Genomic DNA, 20,583 nt, shown 5'->3' on the forward strand with positions numbered 1-20,583 from the left:
CAGGCCGGGTGGCGCCACGCTGCCCGGCACTCGCAGACAGACATGAGCCTGCGTCATGTCACAAAACCGTGATATCAGCCACTTAGCAATATGTGGTGAATAAAAAATCAATCAATTGTTAAGTTATTGTTGCCATTAATTGTATTTGCACGGTTGATGGTATTCATGCAAAAAATGCATCAGCCGATGCGGCATTTGCGCTTATCTATTTCCTCGTCCTGATCCAGTTTTCAGAAACAGACGCGTAAAACGTCAACAATAAACTGGAGATAACCATGTTTTCCTCAACCTCACCTGCAACCGTACGGTCTAAGGCGGGCGCGATACTTCGCGTGACGTCCGGCAACTTTCTCGAACAGTTCGATTTCTTTCTTTTCGGCTTCTATGCCACCTACATCGCCCACACGTTCTTCCCCGCTAGCAGTGAATTTGCGTCGCTGATGATGACCTTCGCCGTCTTCGGTGCGGGCTTTTTGATGCGGCCCATTGGGGCCATTGTGCTTGGCGCGTATATCGACAAGGTAGGGCGCAGAAAGGGGCTGATCGTCACGCTTTCCATCATGGCGGCGGGGACGTTCCTGATTGTGCTTATCCCCTCTTATCAAAGCATCGGTTTGTGGGCACCGCTGCTGGTGCTGACAGGCCGTCTGCTGCAGGGCTTTTCCGCCGGTGCAGAGCTTGGAGGCGTATCAGTCTATCTGGCTGAAATCGCCACGCCGGGCCGCAAAGGGTTTTACACCAGCTGGCAGTCCGGCAGCCAGCAGGTCGCCATTATGGTCGCCGCGGCGATGGGCTTTGCCCTGAATGCCCTGATGGAGGAGAGCGCCATTCGCGAATGGGGCTGGCGCATCCCGTTCCTGTTCGGCTGTTTAATCGTGCCGTTTATCTTCTTCCTGCGCCGCAAGCTGGAGGAAACAGAAGAGTTCAGCGCGCGCCGCCATCATCTGGAGATGCGTCAGGTCTTTAAAACGCTGCTTGGCAACTGGCAGGTGGTGGTCGCGGGCATGCTGATGGTGGCGATGACCACCACCGCGTTCTACCTGATCACCGTCTATGCCCCCACCTTTGGCAAAAAGGTGCTGATGCTCAGCGCCTCAGACAGCCTGCTGGTCACGCTGCTGGTGGCTATCTCTAACTTCATCTGGCTGCCGGTGGGCGGCGCGCTGTCGGATCGCTTCGGACGCAAGCCGGTGCTGATTGCCATGGCCCTGCTGGCGCTGGCGACCAGCTATCCTGCCCTGACGCTGCTGGCGAGCGCCCCCAGCTTCTCCATGATGCTGAGCGTGCTGCTGTGGCTCTCCTTCCTCTACGGCCTGTATAACGGCGCGATGATCCCTGCCCTGACGGAGATTATGCCTGCGGAAGTGCGCGTGGCGGGGTTCTCTCTGGCTTACAGCCTGGCAACAGCGGTCTTTGGCGGCTTTACTCCGGTAATGTCCACCGCGCTGATTGAATACACCGGTGACAAAGCGTCGCCTGGCTACTGGATGAGCTTCGCTGCGGTGTGTGCGTTGCTGGCCACGCTCTACCTCTATCGCCGCCGCGCGGTATCGCTGCAAAACACCGTCAAGTCACAGGAGGCAGTATGAAACGCACTTATCGCTGTACCGCCAGCGCGCTGGTGCTGACGTTCCTGAGCGTTAATGCCTGTGCTCAGGACGTGAAGGTCATGATCTCAGGCGGCTTCAAAGCTGCCCTGGAAAAGCTGGCCCCGGAATATGAACACCGGACCGGGGATAAAATTGTGATCATCCCCGGCCCCTCAATGGGCACGACGCCGCAGGCGATCCCAAACCGACTGGCGCGCGGCGAGAAAGCCGACGTGGTGATTATGGTGGGCGATGCGCTGGAGAAGCTCGAAAAGGCCAGCCAGACCCAGCCGGGTTCGCGAACTGAACTCGCGGACTCTCCCGTTGGCATGGTGGTGAAAAAAGGTGCGGACGTTCCTGATATCAGCAGCGAGGCGAGTCTGCGTAACACGTTGCTGCAGGCCAGCTCCATCGCCTACTCTGACAGCGCCAGCGGCAGGTATGTCAGCCAGGCGTTGTTCAAAAAGCTGGGGATTGAAAAGGAAGTAGCGGGTAAAGCGACAAAAGTCGAACGTATTCCGGTCGCCTCAGAAGTGGCGAAAGGAAAATACGCCGTGGGCTTCCAGCAGGTTAGCGAGCTGCTGCCGGTTCAGGGCGTCACTTTTATCGGGAAAATTCCTGATAATCTGCAATACATCACGCGCTTCGCGGGTGCGGTCACCCGTCATGCAGAACATCCCGCGGAGGGGAAAGCGCTGCTGACCTATCTCGCCTCACCGCCCTCAAGGGCCGTCATCCAGGAGACGGGGATGATCCCCGTTACGTCCGGCGATACTGCTCGGTGATCTGCTTTTCCAGTTCAGCCGCAATGTAAGACTGGATGCGCCCCCGGCGCCGGATAAGCCCCACGGTGCGTTTCACTTCCGGCGCCACCAGCGGCAGATGCGTCAGCAGCGTGTGCGCTGACGTCGGCATCGACATGGCGGGAACGGCAGCAATGCCGATCCCCGCCTCTACCATACCGAGCATCGTGGTAACGTGGCGCGTTTCGCAGACGCTGGGGCGTTCGGGAATGATATTCCCCAGCATCCGATCGAGCAGGTTACGGTTACCTGACGTTTTATCGAGGGAGATATAATCCTGCTGGTAAAATGCCTGCCACGTCAGGTGACTCTTCTGCGCCAGCGGGTGATCCTTTCTGCATGCCGCAACATAGACATCCTCCACCAGCGGGAAAAATTCGATCTCAGACGGCAAGTTGCCTGCGAAGGAGATGCCAAAATCCGCCTGACTTCGGGCCACGGCGTCAATCACATTCCCCGCGCTGCTGTCGATGAGCTTAATGCGAACGCGCGGATAGCGAGACTGAAAACGACGGATCACATCAGGCATAAAGTAACAGGCTGCGGAAGGTACCGTGGCAACCGTGATCAGCCCCGTCCGCTCTTCACTGACTTTATCAACATCCGCCAGCATTGACTCAACGTTGTCGAGCAGTTGCGCGGAGCGTTCAGCAAAGTTTTGCCCGTATAGCGTTAATGCCACGCGGCGGGTGGTACGGTCAAACAGCCGGTTTCCCAGCGCGGCTTCCAGCTTTTCAATCCTGCGGCTCAACGCCGACTGTGATAAGCAGATAGATTCAGCAGCGACACGGAAGTTACCGTATTCCACTAACGCTCTGAAAGCATAAAGATCGTTAAGGTCAAAATTCACGGGCATAGCGTCTGGATGTCCTGTCAGGGAATACGCAACAAAGTCAAAAATAATAGCGTCTTATTGACCTACCGCAACCGGTGCGGTGTGGAAATTCAGATTAACGTTCATTGTGCTCCAGGCACCGATAGTTTCTCTTTGTCAGTACTGTAATGATAAATTCACTGGGACTACAGACAAGGCTACGACAGACTTCACAAAATGAAGGTGATGCCCGCAAACCGCTACCCACCGCTACGTACGAATGATAGTTTATTCAGGCTGGAATTGTCGTAGTGAGCGATTTTCTGGCATCTTAACCGAACCTGACTTTCCCATTTTTGTTCAAGTGACGAGTTTGCGAGCAAAGCGATGATAAAGTGGCCCTGGAAAACGAATGAGGCTGGCCGGGATATGGCGCTGCCATGGGATGACGCGCTGACGATCCCTGTTCTGGCGAATCTTAAGCCGGATGAACAAGCGAAACTGGTTCAGCTGGCGGATCGTTTTTTACAGCAAAAACGCCTGGTTCCACTGCAGGGTTTCGAACTCGATCCCCTGAAAAACGCGCGCATCGCCCTGCTATTCTGTCTGCCGGTGCTTGAGCTCGGCATTGAGTGGCTGGACGGTTTCCACGAAGTGCTTATCTATCCCGCACCGTTCGTGGTGGATGACGAATGGCAGGACGATATCGGGCTGGTGCACAACCAGCGCGTGGTGCAGTCCGGACAAAGCTGGCAGCAAGGGCCGATTATCCTGAACTGGCTCGACATTCAGGACTCGTTCGATGCGTCCGGTTTTAATCTGATTATTCACGAAGTGGCGCACAAGCTGGATACCCGCAACGGCGATCGCGCCAGCGGAGTACCGCTGATCCCGCTTCGCGAGGTGGCGGGCTGGGAGCACGATCTGCACGCGGCGATGGATAACATCCAGGATGAAATAGACCTGGTCGGCGAAAGCGCGGCCAGCATTGACGCCTATGCGGCAACCGACCCGGCCGAGTGTTTTGCGGTACTCTCAGAGTATTTCTTCAGCGCGCCGGAGCTCTTCGCGCCCCGTTTCCCGGCACTGTGGCAGCGTTTCTGCCAGTTTTATCAGCAGGATCCCCTGCAGCGTCTGCGGCAAAATGAGGAGTCTGGCGGCCATTCCTCCCGCCAGATCCATTAAGGTTTTTCAGCAGGGGGACGCTCGGTTGACCGTACCCCTATGCTCAACGCTAAAAACAGCAATGCCATTCCCCATGCGGCCACCGTTAAAGACTGCTCGCCGTAAAAGCGCGTCACCACAGGCACCAGCAGCGCGCTGACGCCGTAGCCTAACGTGTGGCTGGTGGCGATGACGCCCGCCCCTTTCCCGGTGGTCAGCCTGTCGTTCAGCAGCAGCTGGTAGCCCGGTGTTGCCATCGCCGCCCCGAGTGAAGTGATAACAATCCCCACGTAGAACAGCGTTAAACCCGCGACGGACATCAGCCCAAGCCCGGCCACCATCAGCACCGCCGCGATGCAGAGCAACGTCACCGGGGTGAAATGCTGCGGGCGGACCACCAGAAACTGCGCCGCGAGCGTGGCCAGCGCGGCCAGGCTCAGCAGAAGCGCAACATGATGGCTGATGTCCCGGGCATTGCCCTCCAGCAGGGGGCTAAGATGCGGTGACAGCCCAAGCTGCATCAGACTTACCAGCGCCGCCAGCAGCAGCGCCAGCAGCAGGAACGGCAGCATGGAGGCCTGAAGTCGGGTCGCCTGGTGCGCCACCGGCGGCAGCGGCGGGTCCGCGACTTCGCGAAGCACCAGCAGCAGGGCGATTAACGGCGCGATCGCCATCAGCCAGAGCGGCGCCACCGGGCTGACGCTGAGCATCAGCGCCGCCAGCGGCGGGCCGAGCAAACGTCCGCAACTGAGGCCGGAGCTTATCGTCGCCAGCGCCGCCATTCTCTTCTCCAGCCCCGCACGCTGAATAGCCCACGTCTGGGCCGCAGGCACCAGCCCCGAGACCGTCAGTCCGTAAAGCAGGCGTGAGAGGATCAGCCCCGCCAGTCCCCAGATGGTATCCAGCCTTCCGGCCGCCATCGCCCAGACCACCAGCGCCATGACGACGAAACTGGCCAGATAGCCGCTTAGCGAAGCCAGCATCACGGCTTTACACCCCCGCCGCTCGCTCTGGCGTCCCCACCAGGGCGAGGCCGGTAAAAAGAGCATGGATCCGAACATCAGCAGACCGGCCCAGACCGAGAGCGACAGTCCGGTCAGGGTCACCAGCTGCGGGAGCATCACCAGCAGGCCGTTTTGCCCGATACCTAATAAACCTGCACATAGCGCCAGGGGCCAGTTGGCTTTTGAGGGGACGTTTTCGGTCAGTATTTCAGAGTCAGTGCGCATGAGAATGTGAACATAGTGTCAATAAATGTGTGGAAATCATGAAGTTTATGAAAACAAATATTGCAAAAATGGTTGCGACTGTAAACAGAATGAATATCATAACGAGAATTATTATCAATCATGGAATGAGGTACATCTATGCGTGCTCTGCCCCGCTCTGCCGGTACAGACGTTGCAGCCCAGTGTTTTTTAAACGCCCTGTTACGCGAAACGAAGGACTGGCGCTATCTCCCCGCTACCGCTGCGGATGCGTTACCGGACATTCATATTCCGCTGTCACAAACCCAGGCGCTTCGGGTTCCGGTACGCTATTTCTCTCCCACCCAGCATCATCAGTACCGTTTCCCGGCAACCCTTATTCAGAGCAACAGTGATGGCGGTGACGCCGTCACATTTGATCAACTGGTTGATTTAATTCTTGAAAAACCGTCAGTAAAAGGCTCGCTTGACGCCGATACGCTGGCGCGTTTTAAGCAGCGCGTTCTCGAAAGCCATGCGCACACCTGGCAGGCGATTGATTTACGCCACAGCTGGGCAAGCCTGCGCGATAAGCCGCTGACGTTTGCCGACGCGGAACAGGCGCTGCTGGTCGGCCACGCGTTTCACCCTGCACCGAAGTCGCACGAGCCGTTCAACGAAACCGAGGCGCGTCGCTATCTGCCCGATTTCGCCTCCCGCTTCCCGCTGCGGTGGTTTGCCGTTGAGAGCACGCTCGTTGCTGGCGACAGCCTGAACGTCTCCCTGCGCGAGCGGCTGCTGCGCTTCGCGGCCCAGAGCGCGCCTGAACTGCTCGGCCACTTCACCGACACCCGCTGGCTGCTGCCGATGCATCCGTGGCAGGCCGACTATCTGCTGGAGCAGGAGTGGTGCCAGCGTCTGGCGGAAAACGGTTCATTGCAGGACCTGGGTGAAGCGGGCGCGCAGTGGCTGCCCACCAGCTCGTCACGCTCGCTGTACAGCGAAACCAACAGCGACATGATTAAGTTCTCCCTCAGCGTGCGCCTGACCAACTCCGTGCGCACGCTGTCGGTCAAAGAGGTTAAGCGCGGGATGCGCCTGGCGCGCCTGGCGAAAACGGAACGCTGGCAGGAATTACAGGCGCGCTACCCGACCATGCGCGTGATGCAGGAAGATGGCTGGGCGGGGCTGCGTGACGAAAGCGGCGCTATTCAGGAAGAGAGCCTGATGGCCCTGCGCGTCAACCTGCTGTTCGATACCCCCGAAACACAAACCAACGTGCTGGTGAGCCTGACCCAGGCCGCGCCGGACGGCGGTGATAGCCTGCTGGCCTCCGCGGTGCGCCGTCTGAGTCAGCGTCTGGAATTACCGCTCGCCCAGGCCGCCCGCTGCTGGCTGGACGCCTATTGCGACCGCGTATTACTTCCGCTGTTCAGCGCCGAGGCGGACTACGGTCTGGTCCTGCTGGCGCACCAGCAAAATATCCTCGTTGAGATGCAGCAGGATTTCCCCGTCGGGCTGATCTACCGCGACTGCCAGGGCAGCGCGTGGACCGAAGGAGCCGACGCGTGGTTGAAAGAGGCGGGCGAAACGGAGGTGGAAAACCGCTTCGGTGATAGCCAGCTGCTGCGCTACTTCCCTTATTACCTGCTGCTGAACTCTACCCTTGCCGTCACCGCCGCCCTTGCCGCCGCAGGTTTCGACAGCGAGGAGAGCCTGATGTCCCGGGTGCGCGACGCGCTGACGGAACTGCGCAGCACGGCAAAGCAGACCCGCTGCCTCGACTACGTGCTCGACAGCCCAACCTGGAACTGTAAAGGCAACTTCTTCTGCTACCTGCACGATCGCAATGAAAACACCATCGCCGATCCGGCGGTGATCTATTTCGACTTTAGCAACCCGTTTTACAAGGAGAAGGCGTAATGGCAATCGCGAATATCGTCCATTCCGGCTATGGCTTTCGCTGCACCGCCACGGATCGCGCGCTGCCGCTGACGTTGGGTCTTGACGGCAGCGCGGTGCTGGAGCGTCTGAATGGGATCCCGGACGGCTGGCTGGTCGAAGCCCTGGATCAGCTGTTTGTTGCCGCACCCGCGCTGACCGGCATTACCCTGCCCTGGGCGAGCTGGCAGGATGAACCCCAGGCGCAGGCGCTGTTTAGCCTGGCCCACGGGGACTATCTGGCACGCGAAACCTTCTGGCAGCTGCCGCTGTGGCTGAAAGGCGAACAATCACGGGCCAGCGGCGGGATGCAGTTTGACGAGAGCCGTCAGCTGTATTTCCCGCTGCGTCCTCACCGCCCGCAGGGCGAAGTGTACCGTCGTTACGATCCGCAAATTAAGCGTACCCTCAGCTTCCGCGTGGCCGACGTGGCGCTGGACGGCGAGCGCTTTACCCAATGGATGAACAACCCGCGCGTGAACGCCTTCTGGGAGATGGCGGGCCCACAGGCCGAGCAGGAAAACTACCTGCGCCGCCAGCTTGACTCGACCTACTGCTACCCGGTTATCGGCTGCTTCGACGACCAGCCGTTCGGCTATTTTGAGCTTTATTGGGCGGCGGAAGACCGCATCGGCCGCCACTACCGCTGGCAGCCGTTTGACCGCGGCCTGCACATGCTGGTGGGTGAAGAGAACTGGCGCGGCGCGCAGTACATCCGCAGCTGGCTGCGCGGCCTGAGCCACTATCTGTATCTCGATGAACCGCGCACCACGCGCATCGTCGCCGAGCCGCGCTTCGACAACCAGCGCCTGTTCCGCCACCTTGCATCCGCCGGTTTTGACACGATGAAAGAGTTCGACTTCCCGCACAAACGCTCGCGCCTGATCATGAGCCAGCGTCACCGCTTCTTCAGCGAGGTGGGCCTGTGAACGCGCTCTGGGAGAAAGTGAACCGCGAGATGGTGGCGAAGATCCTCGCCGAGCTGGAATACGAACGCACCCTGCGCGCTGAACCGGTTTCGTCGGACAGTTGGCGCATTATCATTGGCAACGAGTCCTGGCAGTTTCGCGCCGCGCGCGGGATCTGGGGCTGGCTGCATATCGATCCGGACAGCCTGATCGCCGACAGCGGCGATGCCGTAGAAGCGGAAAGCGCACTGCTGCAGCTGGCGACGGTGCTGGAGATGAGCGATGCGCAAACGGCAGAGCACATGGAAGATCTCTACGCCACGCTGCGCGGCGACATGCAGCTGCTGCAGGCGCGTGAAGCGCTGGACGCGGACGCGCTAATCCACCTCGACCCGGACGAATTACAGTGTCTGATGAGCGGTCACCCGAAGTTTATTTTCAACAAAGGCCGCCGCGGCTGGGGGCTGGACGCGCTGCGTCAGTACGCGCCGGAGTATCGCGGACGTTTTCGTCTGCACTGGGTTGCCGTCCAGCGGGAGTATCTGGTCTGGAGCAGCGACGCCGATTGCGATATCAACGCTCTGCTGGCGAGCGCCATGGACAACGCCGAGCGCGCCCGCTTTGACGCCCGCTGGCAGGCGCTGGGTCTTGACGACGGCTGGCTGCCGGTGCCGCTGCACCCGTGGCAGTGGCAGCAGAAAATTGCCATTCATTTCCTGGCGCAGCTGGCGCGCGGAGAGATGGTTGAGCTGGGCGAATTTGGCGATGAGTATCTGGCGCAGCAGTCACTGCGCACGCTCACCAACGCCAGCCGTCGCACGCCGTATGACATCAAGCTTCCGCTGACTATCTACAACACCTCCTGCTATCGCGGCATTCCAGGCAAGTACATTGCCGCCGGGCCGCTGGCCTCGCGCTGGCTACAGCAGCAGTTTGCCACCGACGCCACGCTGATCCGCTCTGGCGCGCAGGTGCTTGGCGAACCCGCCGCCGGATATCTATCGCATCCGGGCTATGCCGCGTTGCCGAAAGCGCCCTACCGCTATCAGGAGATGCTGGGGGTGATCTGGCGCGAGAACCCATCCTGTTATTTAGAAGACGGTGAGCAGGCGGTGCTGATGGCGGCGCTAATGGAAACCGACAATGCCGGGCGCCCGCTGATCGACGCGTGGATTAAACGTTCGGGGCTAAGCACCGACGCGTGGCTGGAAAAGCTGTTTGAGGCAACGGTTATCCCGTTCTATCACCTGCTCTGCCGCTACGGCGTGGCGCTGATCGCCCACGGCCAGAACGTGACGCTGGTGATGAAGGACTCTATTCCACAGCGCATTCTGCTAAAAGATTTCCAGGGCGATATGCGCCTGGTGGATGAGGATTTCCCGCAGGCGCAGAGCCTGCCGGAGCAGGTGAAGGCCGTCACGGCGCGCCTCAGCGCGGATTACATCATTCACGACCTGCAAACCGGCAACTTTGTGACGGTGCTGCGCTTTATCTCGCGCCTCACTCTGCAATGCGGCGTGAGCGAAACCCGTTTCTATCAGATCCTGGCGCAGGTATTACAACGCTATATGGCCGCGCACCCGGAGCTTGCGGAGCGCTTCGCGACGTTCGACCTGTTCAAGCCGCAGATTATTCGCGTGATCCTCAACCCGGTCAAACTGACCTTCTCCGAACACGACGGCGGCAGCCGCATGCTGCCGAACTACGTTACCGACCTCGATAACCCTCTTTTTCTCGCCTCCCGGGAGTCAGCGCAATGAAAACCTATGATTTCATCGGCATTGGTATTGGCCCGTTTAACCTCAGCATCGCCGCTCTGGCCGAAGGGCTGGACGGCTTTAGCTCGCTGTTCCTTGAGCGTAAGCCGCACTTCTCCTGGCACCCGGGGATGATGGTGCCCGACTGCCACATGCAGACAAGTTTCCTGAAAGACCTGGTCAGCGCCGTGGAGCCGACCAACCGCCACAGCTTCCTGAACTACCTGGTGCAGCGCAAAAAGTTCTACCGCTTCCTGACCACCGAGCAGCGCACCGTCTCCCGCGAGGAGTTTGCCGACTACCTGTGCTGGGCGGCGGAAAACCTTACCAACCTCGCCTTCAGCCAGCAGGTACAGCAGGTGAACTTTGATGAGAAAAGCGGCCTGTTTGAGGTGGTGACCCAGCGCGATCGCTTCCTGGCGCGTCACGTCTGCGTGGGGATTGGCAAACAGATCAACCTGCCTGACTGCGTCACCGCTCAGGACGATACCTGCTTCCACGCCAGCGAGATGATGCTGCGCACGCCGGATCTTGCGGGCAAGCGCGTCACCGTCGTCGGCGGCGGTCAGAGCGGGGCCGACCTGTTTTTGAATATCTTCCGCGGCGAATGGGGCCAGCCGCTGAGCCTGAACTGGGTATCGCGCCGCAATAACTACAACGCGCTGGATGAAGCCGCCTTTGCCAACGAGTATTTCACGCCCGAGTACGTGGACAGCTTCTCCACGCTGGGTGAAGAGGCCCGTCGTCAGATGCTGCACGAGCAGAAGATGACGTCCGACGGTATCACCACCGAGTCCCTGCTGGCGATTTACCGAGCGATGTACCACCGCTTCGAAGTGCTGCGTGAAAAACCCTGGGCGCATCTCCTGCCGTCCCGCTCGGTGACGTCCCTGACGCGCCAGGAAAACGGACATCGTCTGAGCATTCAGCATCATCTCGACGGCGGCCGCGAGCAGCTGGAGAGCGACGTGACGATCTTCGCCACCGGCTACCGCGCCGTGCAGCCCGCGTTCCTCGCGCCACTGTCTCATCGCCTGCATCTGGATACGGACGAAGCCTTCTGCATCAACAACGATTTCACCCTCGAATGGGACGGACCGCAGAGCAACCGCCTGTTCGCCGTGAATGCCGGGATGCACCGTCTCGGCATTGCCGAACCCCAGCTCAGCCTGATGGCCTGGCGCGCGGCGCGGATCTTGAATCGCGCGCACGCCGACGAGCCGTTTGAGCTGGCCACCACCCCCGGCGTTATCCACTGGCGCACCACCGCCAGCCCGGACAGCAACCCGGTTTTTAAATCGTTAGCAAAAACCACCGAGTACTGACACACACAATCAGGATCAACATAACAATGAAACGTTCTCATCTTTGGGTTTTAAATCCTTGCTTGCTTGCAATGCTTTCTACCTCTGCGTGGGCGGAAGAACAAAAGGAAGAAAATATCGTTGTCTCCGCCAGCCGCGCGCACCGCAGCGTGGCGGAGATGGCGCAGACAACCTGGGTCATTGAGCGGGCTGAAATTGAGCAGCAGGTTCAGGGCGGGAAAGAGATTAAAGAAGTGCTGGCGCAGCTGATCCCGGGCATGGACGTCAGCAGCCAGGGGCGTACCAACTACGGCATGAACCTGCGCGGCCGCTCCATGATGGTGATGGTGGACGGCGTTCGCCTGAACTCGTCCCGCAGCGACAGCCGCCAGCTGGACTCTATCGATCCGTTCAACATTGACCGTATCGAAGTGATCTCCGGCGCTACCTCACTCTACGGCGGCGGCAGCACCGGCGGCCTGGTGAACATCGTCACCAAAAAGGGCCAGCCGGAAACCGAAGTTGAGTTCCAGACCGGGACCAAGAGCGGATTTAACAGCCACAACGACCACGATGAGAACGTGTCGGCAGCCGTAAGCGGCGGCAATGACAATGCCTCCGGTCGTCTGTCGGTGTCGTATCAACGCTACGGCGGCTGGTATGACGGCAACGGCGACGAGGTGATTATTGATAACACCCAGACCGGCCTCCAGTATTCCGACCGTATCGATGTGATGGGGACAGGCACCATCAACATCGACGATCACCAGCAGCTGCAGCTGACGACGCAGTACTACAAGAGCGAGTCCGACGGCAAGCATGGGCTGTATCTCGGGAAGAACTTCTCGGCGGTAACGGGGGATGCGACCGCCTACAACAAAGGTAATCTTGATTCTGACCGCGTACCGGGTACCGAACGCCATCTGATTAACCTGCAGTACTCCAATACCGACTTCTGGGGCCAGGATCTGGTCGCGCAGATTTACTATCGCGACGAGAGCCTGACCTATTATCCGTTCCCGACCCTGACCAAAGGCGTGGTAAGCAGCATCGGCGCGTCACAGCAGAAAACCGATTTTTACGGCGGTAAGCTGACGCTGAACAGTAAGCCAGTGGACGATTTAACGCTGACCTGGGGTGTGGATGCCGACCACGAAACCTTTGATGCCAACCAGCAGTTCTTTAACCTGAGCAAAGCTGCGGCGAGCGGCGGCATGGAGCTGGATAACGCCTACAACGTGGGCCGCTACCCGGGCTACAGCATCACCAACCTCGCCCCGTTCCTGCAGGCCAGCTACGACATTGACGCCATCACCCTGAGCGGCGGCGTGCGTTATCAGTACACCGAAAACAAGGTGGACGACTTTGTCGGTTACACCCAGCAGCAGGCCATCGCCACCGGGAAAGCCACCTCCGCAGACGCGGTGCCGGGCGGGAAAACCGATTACAACAACTTCCTGTTCAACGCTGGGATCCTCGGTCGCCTGACCGAACAGCAGCAGCTGTGGTTTAACTTCTCCCAGGGCTTCGAAATTCCGGACCTGGCGAAGTACTACGGCTCGGGCACCTATCAGCTCAGCAACGGTCACTATCGCCTGCTGAACAGCGTCAACGTGAACGACTCGACGCTGGACGGTATCAAGGTCAACGCTTATGAGCTGGGCTGGCGCTACACCGGCGATAACCTGCGCACGCAGGTTGCGGCGTATTACTCGCTCTCGGATAAAACCATCACCATCAACAAGACGGATATGACCATCAACCTGGAAGACGACAAGCGTCGTATCTACGGGGTGGAAGGTCAGGTGGACTATTTCTTCACCGACAGCGACTGGAGCACCGGTGCGAACTTTAACGCCATCAAGTCTGAAACCCGCGAAAACGGCAAATGGGAGAAGCTGACGGTCGACAGCGCCAGCCCGTCGAAAGCCAGCGCATGGGTCAACTGGGCGCCGGGCGACTGGACCCTGCGCGTGCAGAGCACGCAGACCTTTGACGTGTCAGACTCCGACGGCAAGAAGATCGATGGCTATAACACGGTCGACTTCCTGGGCAGCTACGCCCTGCCGGTGGGTAAGGTCAGCTTCAGCGTGGAAAACCTGCTGGACAAAGACTACACCACCGCCTGGGGCCAGCGCGCGCCGGGGCTGTATAGCCCAACTTACGGTGCACCGGGCCTGTATACCTATAAAGGCCGTGGACGTACCTTTGGTCTGAACTACTCCGTACTGTTCTGATCCTGCGCGCCGCCTGCGGGCGGCGCTTTTTGCTGTGTAATTTCAACGCGAATTTGCCATAAAATCAGCGATTTGCTGAAATTGTCGGCAAACGAACGAAAAGTGCGTTTTCACCCTTTGACAAGGCGTACTGAGGTCGCTACTATGCGCCTCGTTCACACGATTCCTCTGTAGTTCAGTCGGTAGAACGGCGGACTGTTAATCCGTATGTCACTGGTTCGAGTCCAGTCAGAGGAGCCAAATTAAGGAAAGCAGACGTTCACTGACGTCTGCTTTCTGCATTTCTATCAGCTGGTTATACCTTCTTTCACGTTCACTAAAAACCACTCGAAGCCATACCAATACCAAAGTAAAAAACGCCAAACCCCTCGATAAGGAATACAAGCTGACCGATGGCTTCGGTATGTTCCTTCGCGTTACCCCCAAGGTTTCCAAATACTGGCAGATGGCTTACCGCTTCCAGGAGAAGCAAAAATTTTCTCCACAGGAATCTACCCTGCTGTTTCACTTGCTGTTGCAAGACAACACAGTGATGAAGCCAAAAGGCTTCTTGCTCAAGGTATTGACCCCAATGCAAAGAAACAGGCAGAGGTTATTTTCTCTTTTTGTTGTTAAAAACATCAAATACAATTAAAAAAGGAAAAGATCAAACCGCAGGCGGAAGTCGAAAATTTTATTTTAAATTAAACTACGCAGCACGAACTGATTGTTCCAGACAATCAGTTGCTGAACAGCTGTAGCCTGTTAATGATGAGACTCTTTCCGACAATGTATTTAAGAGTAATATTTTCATCGAAAAAGATTGACTTTTTTTGACACAATGCTGAATGAGTGGTATTTTTATTAGTCGATTTTTAAAATTCTGTTATACCTAATATAGGAAAGTGACATTGGACTTTAACCGCATGAAACTAACAGTCTTAGTTGATAACAATACTTTTATCGATGAGTATCTGATTGGAGAGCCGGGAGTTTCCTATTACATTGAGTGTGATGAGTTAAAAATTTTGTTTGATGTTGGATATTCTGATGTTTTTATTAAAAATGCACAGTTACTCTCTATCGATCTAACATCCATTGATAAAATCGTCTTTTCACATGGTCATAATGATCATACATGGGGTTTAAATCATTTAATACAATACTATGACCGCACAATAAAAAAAATCAAACAGCCAATAGATATCATAGCACACCCTGCAGCATTAATGCCTAAATATTTCGAAGCAAAACCCATTGGCATGAGCCATCGTCAGGATGAAAAAGAATATTTCTTTAAAATAGTTAGTACCATCGAACCACTGAAACTGTCAGAACATATGACTTTTTTAGGACAAGTTCCTCGGATTAACAAATTTGAAGCCCAAGAACCAGTGGGACATACACTTGGTGTAAACGGCGAATTAACAGATGACTATGTGCTTGATGACTCAGCACTGGTGATAGAAACGAAACAAGGTCTAATCATTATTACGGGCTGTTCACATGCCGGAATTTGCAATATCATTGAATATGCTAAAAAGGTTACAGGCGTTTCACAGATTAATTCAGTAATAGGTGGCTTTCATCTAATGAATGCAGACAATAAATTATTGGATGAAACAGGAAAATATCTAAAATCACTTTCCGCAGAAACTCTTTATCCTTGCCATTGTACAGATCTTACTGCCAAGATTCATCTTTCCCGCTATGTTGATATTAAAGAAGTTGGTGTTGGTTTAAGTGTAGATTTCCCTGTAAGATAAAATTGTAGAGAACCGCAAAAATTATCGTGCAGAATAGAGCGCATGAGTTTAAAAAAATCATTTTTAAAAAATCTAAGCGCTCTTTTCTTTTATATAGATAATATATGTAAAAAGACATCCTCCTTAAATTGAATATCATGGCACTCATGAGCACCATTCATACCTGTAGTAACTTCCGCACCAGGAATAATCGTGAGCCTTGTTTCAGCTTTCTCTTTTCCTAATTTTCCATTGACTTAAGATGGTTGACTTCAAGCACCACCACCGTTTAATACTATTACCGATAGGTAAGCGTAAACATTGCCGTACCATCCGCTTTACCTGCGGTGACCCTTTTTCCTGTCTGATAGTATCGTGCCTGAAACCTGACCACCTCGCCACCGCCAGTCTGGACGGTTTTATAGTAAGTTTCCCGCCCAAATTCGACGGGTCGTCCCTCGTTATGGCTATACCAAAGCTGAATCCCGACGCCCGTCGCCGACATATCCCCCTTCTGCGGGTCCAGTTTCATTACGCCTGGCACAGAAGATATCTCAGCGGTCGCATCAATACGCACATTAATCCGGGTTTCTGGATTGCAGATTAACCGGATATTAAACGGTTGCCATGACGTTGTTTTTCCAGAGCTGCCGAGTTCCGATTTCAGATGATCTCCCAGAGGAACATAAATACTGGATAAAAGTACAGAACAACCCGGCGACACGATATTCCCACCTCCAGCGACAACAAGCCGACTAATCAGCACACCACCTACGCCATAAACGGCATAGTTTCCGGTTTTCAATGTTCCCCCAGAAATAGGCCCTGTTTTAATTAACTCAAGTTTCCATCGAGGTCCCTCTTTCCATACCAATACCGGTCCCCATGTCATGGCATAGGGATCCGTGGGCACTTGTACTACGCTTCCATCGTATACCCAATGGATTCGGATACCGACCCCTGAAACATTTGTTTCGGCAATCCCATTGCTATCGGCTACCCAGCCATTAAGGTATTTCACACCTCGTGTGTTTTGCCCAACGCACATTGCATAAGTCACCCGGTTATGATCTTCCGTAATCTCCGTTTCATAAATCACACTGCCGATCGGCTTGTCCACAGCAACCATAATTTTAAGGGGGAAATTGAAAGTCAGCGGTCGATTATCCCAGCCTCCAGATGGTGAACAATAAGCATATGTTTTTAACGTCAGCGCCAGCAAAATGATTAACAACAGCCACAAAAGAAAGCATCGTTGAAATTTCATTGATCACATACCTCCCTGAGATGGAGTACTGTCTCATTTTCCGCTGGAGGGAGTTTTAGCGTCGCCAAACATGAACGCGCTTTGCCCCAGGTTACCGTCAATTGCTCTTTGGGCTGTAGACCAGATAAATAGACTCGACCATTATCATCCACAATACCGCTGCTTCCCGATGAGGAAGTCACAATAGCGCCAAACGGTATTCGCTGTTTCTTATAGGTCAGCGTCAATAACGCCCTGGCGCCCTGGCGCGTATTGAAATTCGCCAGCACGCTTGCGCCCCGCGTCGGAATAACTGTCGCTACCGATGAATTAACATCAATATCGCTATCCAGCTCTTCAACATTTAATGCAAGGTTATTTTTCCGGTAAGGCGTCACATAAGGAACAATTGCGTTGCCCCATTTATCGGTCATCACGCCGGGATAATTTAGCAGCCTGACGCCCTTGGCGCCGGGCGTTCTGATTATCGCGAATTGCTCGGCAAGGGGTTGTGATAATGTGACGCCGTAAGGGTGGATCACCATCCCACCTTTCACCGCATAATTCAGCTGATGTTGATCATTGTTATTGCTATATCCGGCGCTAATTTCCCCATAACGTCCTTTATAGCTGCCCCCCAGGTTGCCATCGCTCCCTGAACCGCGTGTATACCCCTGCGCAACGTTGTAGCTAAAATTCCGATCATCCAATGCCGTGCCATTTATTCCCAGTTGCATACGGCTATTTCCTTTCCTGGAACTGGTCATGCTAATGCTTGCCCAGCTATCAGGGAGAAAGCGAGTCAGCGGGATCTGGATATTCATTGCGAGCTGTTTGTCCTGACTGCAAGCACTATCATTCGATTTATTTTGAGAATAAAAAATGCTGTAGTTTATTTCGCGATAACGAGCGTTCCACCCACCGCTTAACGTAAGTTCATTCCCCATTCGGTGCCAATAGCTTTGCTGCCAGGCCGACAGAAATATCGACCCTGCCTCGCCCACTGGCTGGCTGATATCCAGTTGCACCCGCTGGCGACGATTTTCCCCAGCGTTTCTCACTTGCGGATCCAACGCATCGCCGAAGGTATAAAACCCGCCCGTAGAGTAGCGATACCCCGCAAGAGTGACGTTGGTTCTGGTAGCCTGCACGTTTTTTGAGTACAGCAGACGATACGATACCCCTTTATCTTTCCCCGACTGCGCGACCGTTATATCAGCCGACACTGCGCCAATCCTCCCCAACCCGGCGCCTAATCCCAGCGCATAAGCGCAATAGCCATCACTATGCTGGGTGCCTCCATAAAACGTCATTCCGTGGGAAAGCCCATATATCGCCGTCATCTGTACGAAAACAGGTTCATCGCTGCGATTGCGGTATTTCCCCATGGTGAGCGCATATTTCAGCCGCCCCTCACGCTGCATCAATGGCGTGGCGGCATAAGGTTGTGTGAACGACTGTTCACGGCCATCGGCTTCTCGTACGGTGACGGTTAAATCTCCCCCTGATGCGATCGGATAGAGATCATTCAGCACAAACTCTCCCGGTGTGACGTAGGTTCGCAAAATCGTGTAGCCATTTTGTTTTACCGTCACTTCCGCGTTGGAATGCGCAATGCCGCGAATAACCGGCGCAAAACCTCGCTGCTTATCCGATAACATATTGTCATCGGAGGCTAACTGCGCGCCGCGAAACGGTATGCTATCAAAGATACCAGCGAACGAATTACTCTCACCTAAAATAAACTGGCTTTTCAACAGTGCAATATCACGTTGTAAATAGCTACTAATGGATTGCCAGTCGTCCCCCGATTTATCATCGTATTGCCATGTTGAGTAGTTACGTAAACGCCACGCCCCCACATTAACGCCGCTTTGCAAGTTGGCGTAATAATTTTTACTGTTGTCGATTGCCCCTCCCTGACCACCATTAAAATTATAATTCAGAAATACAGAGGAAACGCCCTCATTCCAATCAACACTCTTGATGGCATCTGGGTCAGAATTATACATGGCAGCCTGTGGAATACTGATATTCAGCCGTTGTTGGTTAAATATAAAATCAACGGATGCCATTGGGATAATATCTGCAATATTATCAATGGGGGTGTTTTCATTTTGTTCATGCACCGTTGTAAAAGCATCAACCTTAACCCCCCAATATCTTAGCATCAGAGGAGTAAGTTGAGGATATAGTTTTCCATCATGATAACTAACAAAATAAATACTTTTTGCTTCACCTTGTGATTTGCCATTAATATATACCTTAACGAAATAAATCCCCGGCACCGGGCTATTATCCTGAGTAAATGCCGAGATATCAATATCACCCTGGTTGATATTATCCAGTTCCAGGGCATGTATATTAAATGACTCCCGCGCATACCCAGGACAATGGCTCAGTAGCGCGAGGGTTATCACCAGATGATATGATGTTCTGGCCATAATATTTCCTACAACTGACGGTGAACCTCCGGTGCAATGCCGCCATAATCATTAATAGCTCGCCAGACTAACCGTGAGGCCTGCTTCACTGTCAGAACAACATTCCCTTTCGGCGGAATCATGCTCACATCATCATATTCTTTGCCATCAACTCGCAAAGAATAGAGCGAAACATAATAAGCCCCAGAGTTTTTAATAATCAGTCGTTTACCTTCATGGCTCACTTGTAAATTTTGCCAACATGATTCTGGCGTACCAGGTAGTTCGGCAGGCCGATAAAACAGCTTAATGCGCGATTTCACGACCATCTGTAATGCATTATCCGACAACGAGTTATCTTCCACGGCGGGAATAGATTTCACGTTTAACCAGAATACCGATTCGCGATCTTGTGGTAATACCCCGCCTACAAATACAATGCGCAGTATATTTTCTTCCCCCGAGCCGATGCGAAAAAGCGGTGGTGAAATAATAAATGGCGACAACTTCCCTGGCTCATCTGACTCAATCCAGCTTTGAACTAGATAAACGCCAGATGTGTTGCTATTCATGACGGTTAACGAGACGGCTTTTTTATCTTCCGGGTATATAATTCGTGTTCCACCAATAACAACGCCCGCCTGTACACTAGCTGTAAGTAGTATCATTACAAGCATCACTATATATCTTCCCAATCAATTACCTCACGAACCTTCATTTATTATTTATAGATGATGGTAAATTGCGTTGTAGCATTAGCACTGCCTGCTGTCACCGTACTCGCCGTTGAAACATATCGCGCCGTAAAATCAAGCGTATTTATTCCCGTTGTTAGAGGAAATTCGCTAGAGGAATAGTGTAGCGGAATCTCTTTCCCTGTTTTATCCGCAATCTGTACAGCAACGCCTGTCGCTTTCTCACTCCCGGCATCTAATGCCAGTAAGTTGGGATAAAGGCTATCGCCGTCGCCATCGAACTTAACAGTGGCTCCGGTAATAGTTTCCGGGCACGATTTAACAATTAAACTAAAATGCGTCGCTGCCGCTTTCGCGCCTACAAAACCACTCAGCGCATTTTTCGCGATTTTACCTAACTGTATCGTCTGATTATGAGACATGCTATCGATGCTACAGGTTTGATCGATAATACTGCCTGTAAATTTTATCTCGCCATCTGCAGCCATCGCGCCATATGAGCAAAGCACGAATAAAGTTAATGCTACTTTTTTACTCACGTCTGAATTGAACATATCCACCTCTGGAGTCTGAACTTCAATGACTAAAACGAATAAATGTGAAACCAAAGTCGTATTTATCGGCATAGATAATAATACCCCACCCCTCCTGAAATATAAGGGAGGGGATATGTTCATCTATATCAGTAAAATAATATTGACTGATATTATCTGGCGGGTGTATTTTACCCACATAATTTAATACAGTAAGAATCACCCCACAAGATTCAGTTAGTCTACATCTGGACTGAA

15 protein-coding genes, 1 tRNA gene and 1 pseudogene are annotated in these 20,583 nt (G+C 54.2%); 11 read left to right on the top strand and 6 right to left on the bottom strand.

The genetic code is table 11. The features are described 5' to 3' along the window. Positions 1 to 275: 275 nt before the first annotated feature. Positions 276 to 1,589: an MFS transporter gene (locus tag V1566_RS17430; protein WP_395304115.1), complete on the top strand. Its 1,314-nt coding sequence runs from the start codon at positions 276 to 278 to the stop codon at positions 1,587 to 1,589. Further along, on the top strand, positions 1,586 to 2,374 hold the full coding sequence (locus tag V1566_RS17435; RefSeq protein WP_395304116.1) for a substrate-binding domain-containing protein: 789 nt from the start codon (positions 1,586 to 1,588) through the stop codon (positions 2,372 to 2,374). The genes V1566_RS17430 and V1566_RS17435 overlap by 4 nt, the downstream gene beginning before the upstream one ends. Here the strand turns inward: V1566_RS17435 and V1566_RS17440 are convergent. Next, entirely contained in the window at positions 2,349 to 3,248 is a 900-nt protein-coding gene (locus V1566_RS17440) for a LysR family transcriptional regulator (RefSeq protein ID WP_395304117.1), read from the bottom strand. The two genes, V1566_RS17435 and V1566_RS17440, sit on opposite strands and share 26 nt — an antisense overlap. A 345-nt stretch (positions 3,249 to 3,593) precedes the next feature. Here V1566_RS17440 and mtfA point away from each other — a divergent pair, with 345 nt between their 5' ends. Next, the gene (gene mtfA / locus V1566_RS17445) at positions 3,594 to 4,391 is read left to right on the top strand and encodes a DgsA anti-repressor MtfA (protein WP_032658707.1); all 798 of its coding nucleotides are present in this window, start codon (positions 3,594 to 3,596) and stop codon (positions 4,389 to 4,391) included. Here the strand turns inward: mtfA and V1566_RS17450 are convergent. Then, positions 4,388 to 5,599 carry an MFS transporter gene (locus V1566_RS17450; RefSeq protein WP_395304118.1) on the bottom strand — a complete coding sequence of 404 codons (1,212 nt, stop codon included), beginning with the start codon at positions 5,597 to 5,599 and terminating at the stop codon, positions 4,388 to 4,390. The two genes, mtfA and V1566_RS17450, sit on opposite strands and share 4 nt — an antisense overlap. A 138-nt stretch (positions 5,600 to 5,737) precedes the next feature. Between V1566_RS17450 and V1566_RS17455 the strand changes: the two genes are divergently transcribed. The 8 genes and pseudogenes from V1566_RS17455 to V1566_RS17490 all read left to right on the top strand — a co-directional run bounded on the left by V1566_RS17455 (position 5,738) and on the right by V1566_RS17490 (position 15,449). Next, positions 5,738 to 7,480, top strand: coding sequence for an IucA/IucC family protein (locus V1566_RS17455; RefSeq protein ID WP_395304119.1), 1,743 nt, complete (start codon positions 5,738 to 5,740; stop codon positions 7,478 to 7,480). Beyond that, positions 7,480 to 8,427, top strand: a complete 948-nt coding sequence (locus V1566_RS17460; RefSeq protein WP_395304120.1) for a GNAT family N-acetyltransferase — start codon at positions 7,480 to 7,482, stop codon at positions 8,425 to 8,427. The genes V1566_RS17455 and V1566_RS17460 overlap by 1 nt, the downstream gene beginning before the upstream one ends. Beyond that, complete coding sequence (gene iucC, locus V1566_RS17465; RefSeq protein WP_395304121.1) at positions 8,424 to 10,166, top strand: aerobactin synthase IucC; 1,743 nt, start codon at positions 8,424 to 8,426, stop codon at positions 10,164 to 10,166. Before V1566_RS17460 ends, iucC begins: the two co-directional genes overlap by 4 nt. Beyond that, complete coding sequence (locus V1566_RS17470; protein ID WP_395304122.1) at positions 10,163 to 11,488, top strand: lysine N(6)-hydroxylase/L-ornithine N(5)-oxygenase family protein; 1,326 nt, start codon at positions 10,163 to 10,165, stop codon at positions 11,486 to 11,488. The genes iucC and V1566_RS17470 overlap by 4 nt, the downstream gene beginning before the upstream one ends. Before the next feature lie 26 nt (positions 11,489 to 11,514). Beyond that, on the top strand, positions 11,515 to 13,704 hold the full coding sequence (locus tag V1566_RS17475; protein ID WP_395304123.1) for a TonB-dependent siderophore receptor: 2,190 nt from the start codon (positions 11,515 to 11,517) through the stop codon (positions 13,702 to 13,704). A 164-nt stretch (positions 13,705 to 13,868) separates the two neighbouring features. Next, positions 13,869 to 13,944, top strand: a tRNA-Asn gene (locus tag V1566_RS17480). Between the two features lie 46 nt (positions 13,945 to 13,990). Continuing rightward, a pseudogene (locus V1566_RS17485) lies at positions 13,991 to 14,298 on the top strand (Arm DNA-binding domain-containing protein); the annotation flags it as partial. A gap of 311 nt (positions 14,299 to 14,609) precedes the next feature. Further along, complete coding sequence (locus tag V1566_RS17490; protein ID WP_395304124.1) at positions 14,610 to 15,449, top strand: MBL fold metallo-hydrolase; 840 nt, start codon at positions 14,610 to 14,612, stop codon at positions 15,447 to 15,449. A gap of 277 nt (positions 15,450 to 15,726) precedes the next feature. Here the strand turns inward: V1566_RS17490 and V1566_RS17495 are convergent, their stop codons facing one another. From V1566_RS17495 to V1566_RS17510, 4 genes are read right to left on the bottom strand one after another with little or no spacing between them, the layout of a single operon-like run. Further along, complete coding sequence (locus tag V1566_RS17495; RefSeq protein WP_395304125.1) at positions 15,727 to 16,695, bottom strand: fimbrial protein; 969 nt, start codon at positions 16,693 to 16,695, stop codon at positions 15,727 to 15,729. After that, positions 16,692 to 19,118 carry a fimbria/pilus outer membrane usher protein gene (locus V1566_RS17500; protein ID WP_395304126.1) on the bottom strand — a complete coding sequence of 809 codons (2,427 nt, stop codon included), beginning with the start codon at positions 19,116 to 19,118 and terminating at the stop codon, positions 16,692 to 16,694. The genes V1566_RS17495 and V1566_RS17500 overlap by 4 nt, the downstream gene beginning before the upstream one ends. A gap of 8 nt (positions 19,119 to 19,126) precedes the next feature. Continuing rightward, positions 19,127 to 19,774 carry a molecular chaperone gene (locus V1566_RS17505; protein WP_395306013.1) on the bottom strand — a complete coding sequence of 216 codons (648 nt, stop codon included), beginning with the start codon at positions 19,772 to 19,774 and terminating at the stop codon, positions 19,127 to 19,129. 44 nt (positions 19,775 to 19,818) lie between these two features. Then, a complete protein-coding gene (locus V1566_RS17510; RefSeq protein WP_395304127.1) occupies positions 19,819 to 20,418 on the bottom strand; it encodes a fimbrial protein in 600 nt (199 codons plus the stop codon). Between the last annotated feature and the right edge of the window lie 165 nt (positions 20,419 to 20,583).

Source organism: Enterobacter sp. ECC-019 (assembly GCF_043974075.1).
GTDB lineage: Bacteria > Pseudomonadota > Gammaproteobacteria > Enterobacterales > Enterobacteriaceae > Enterobacter > Enterobacter asburiae_D.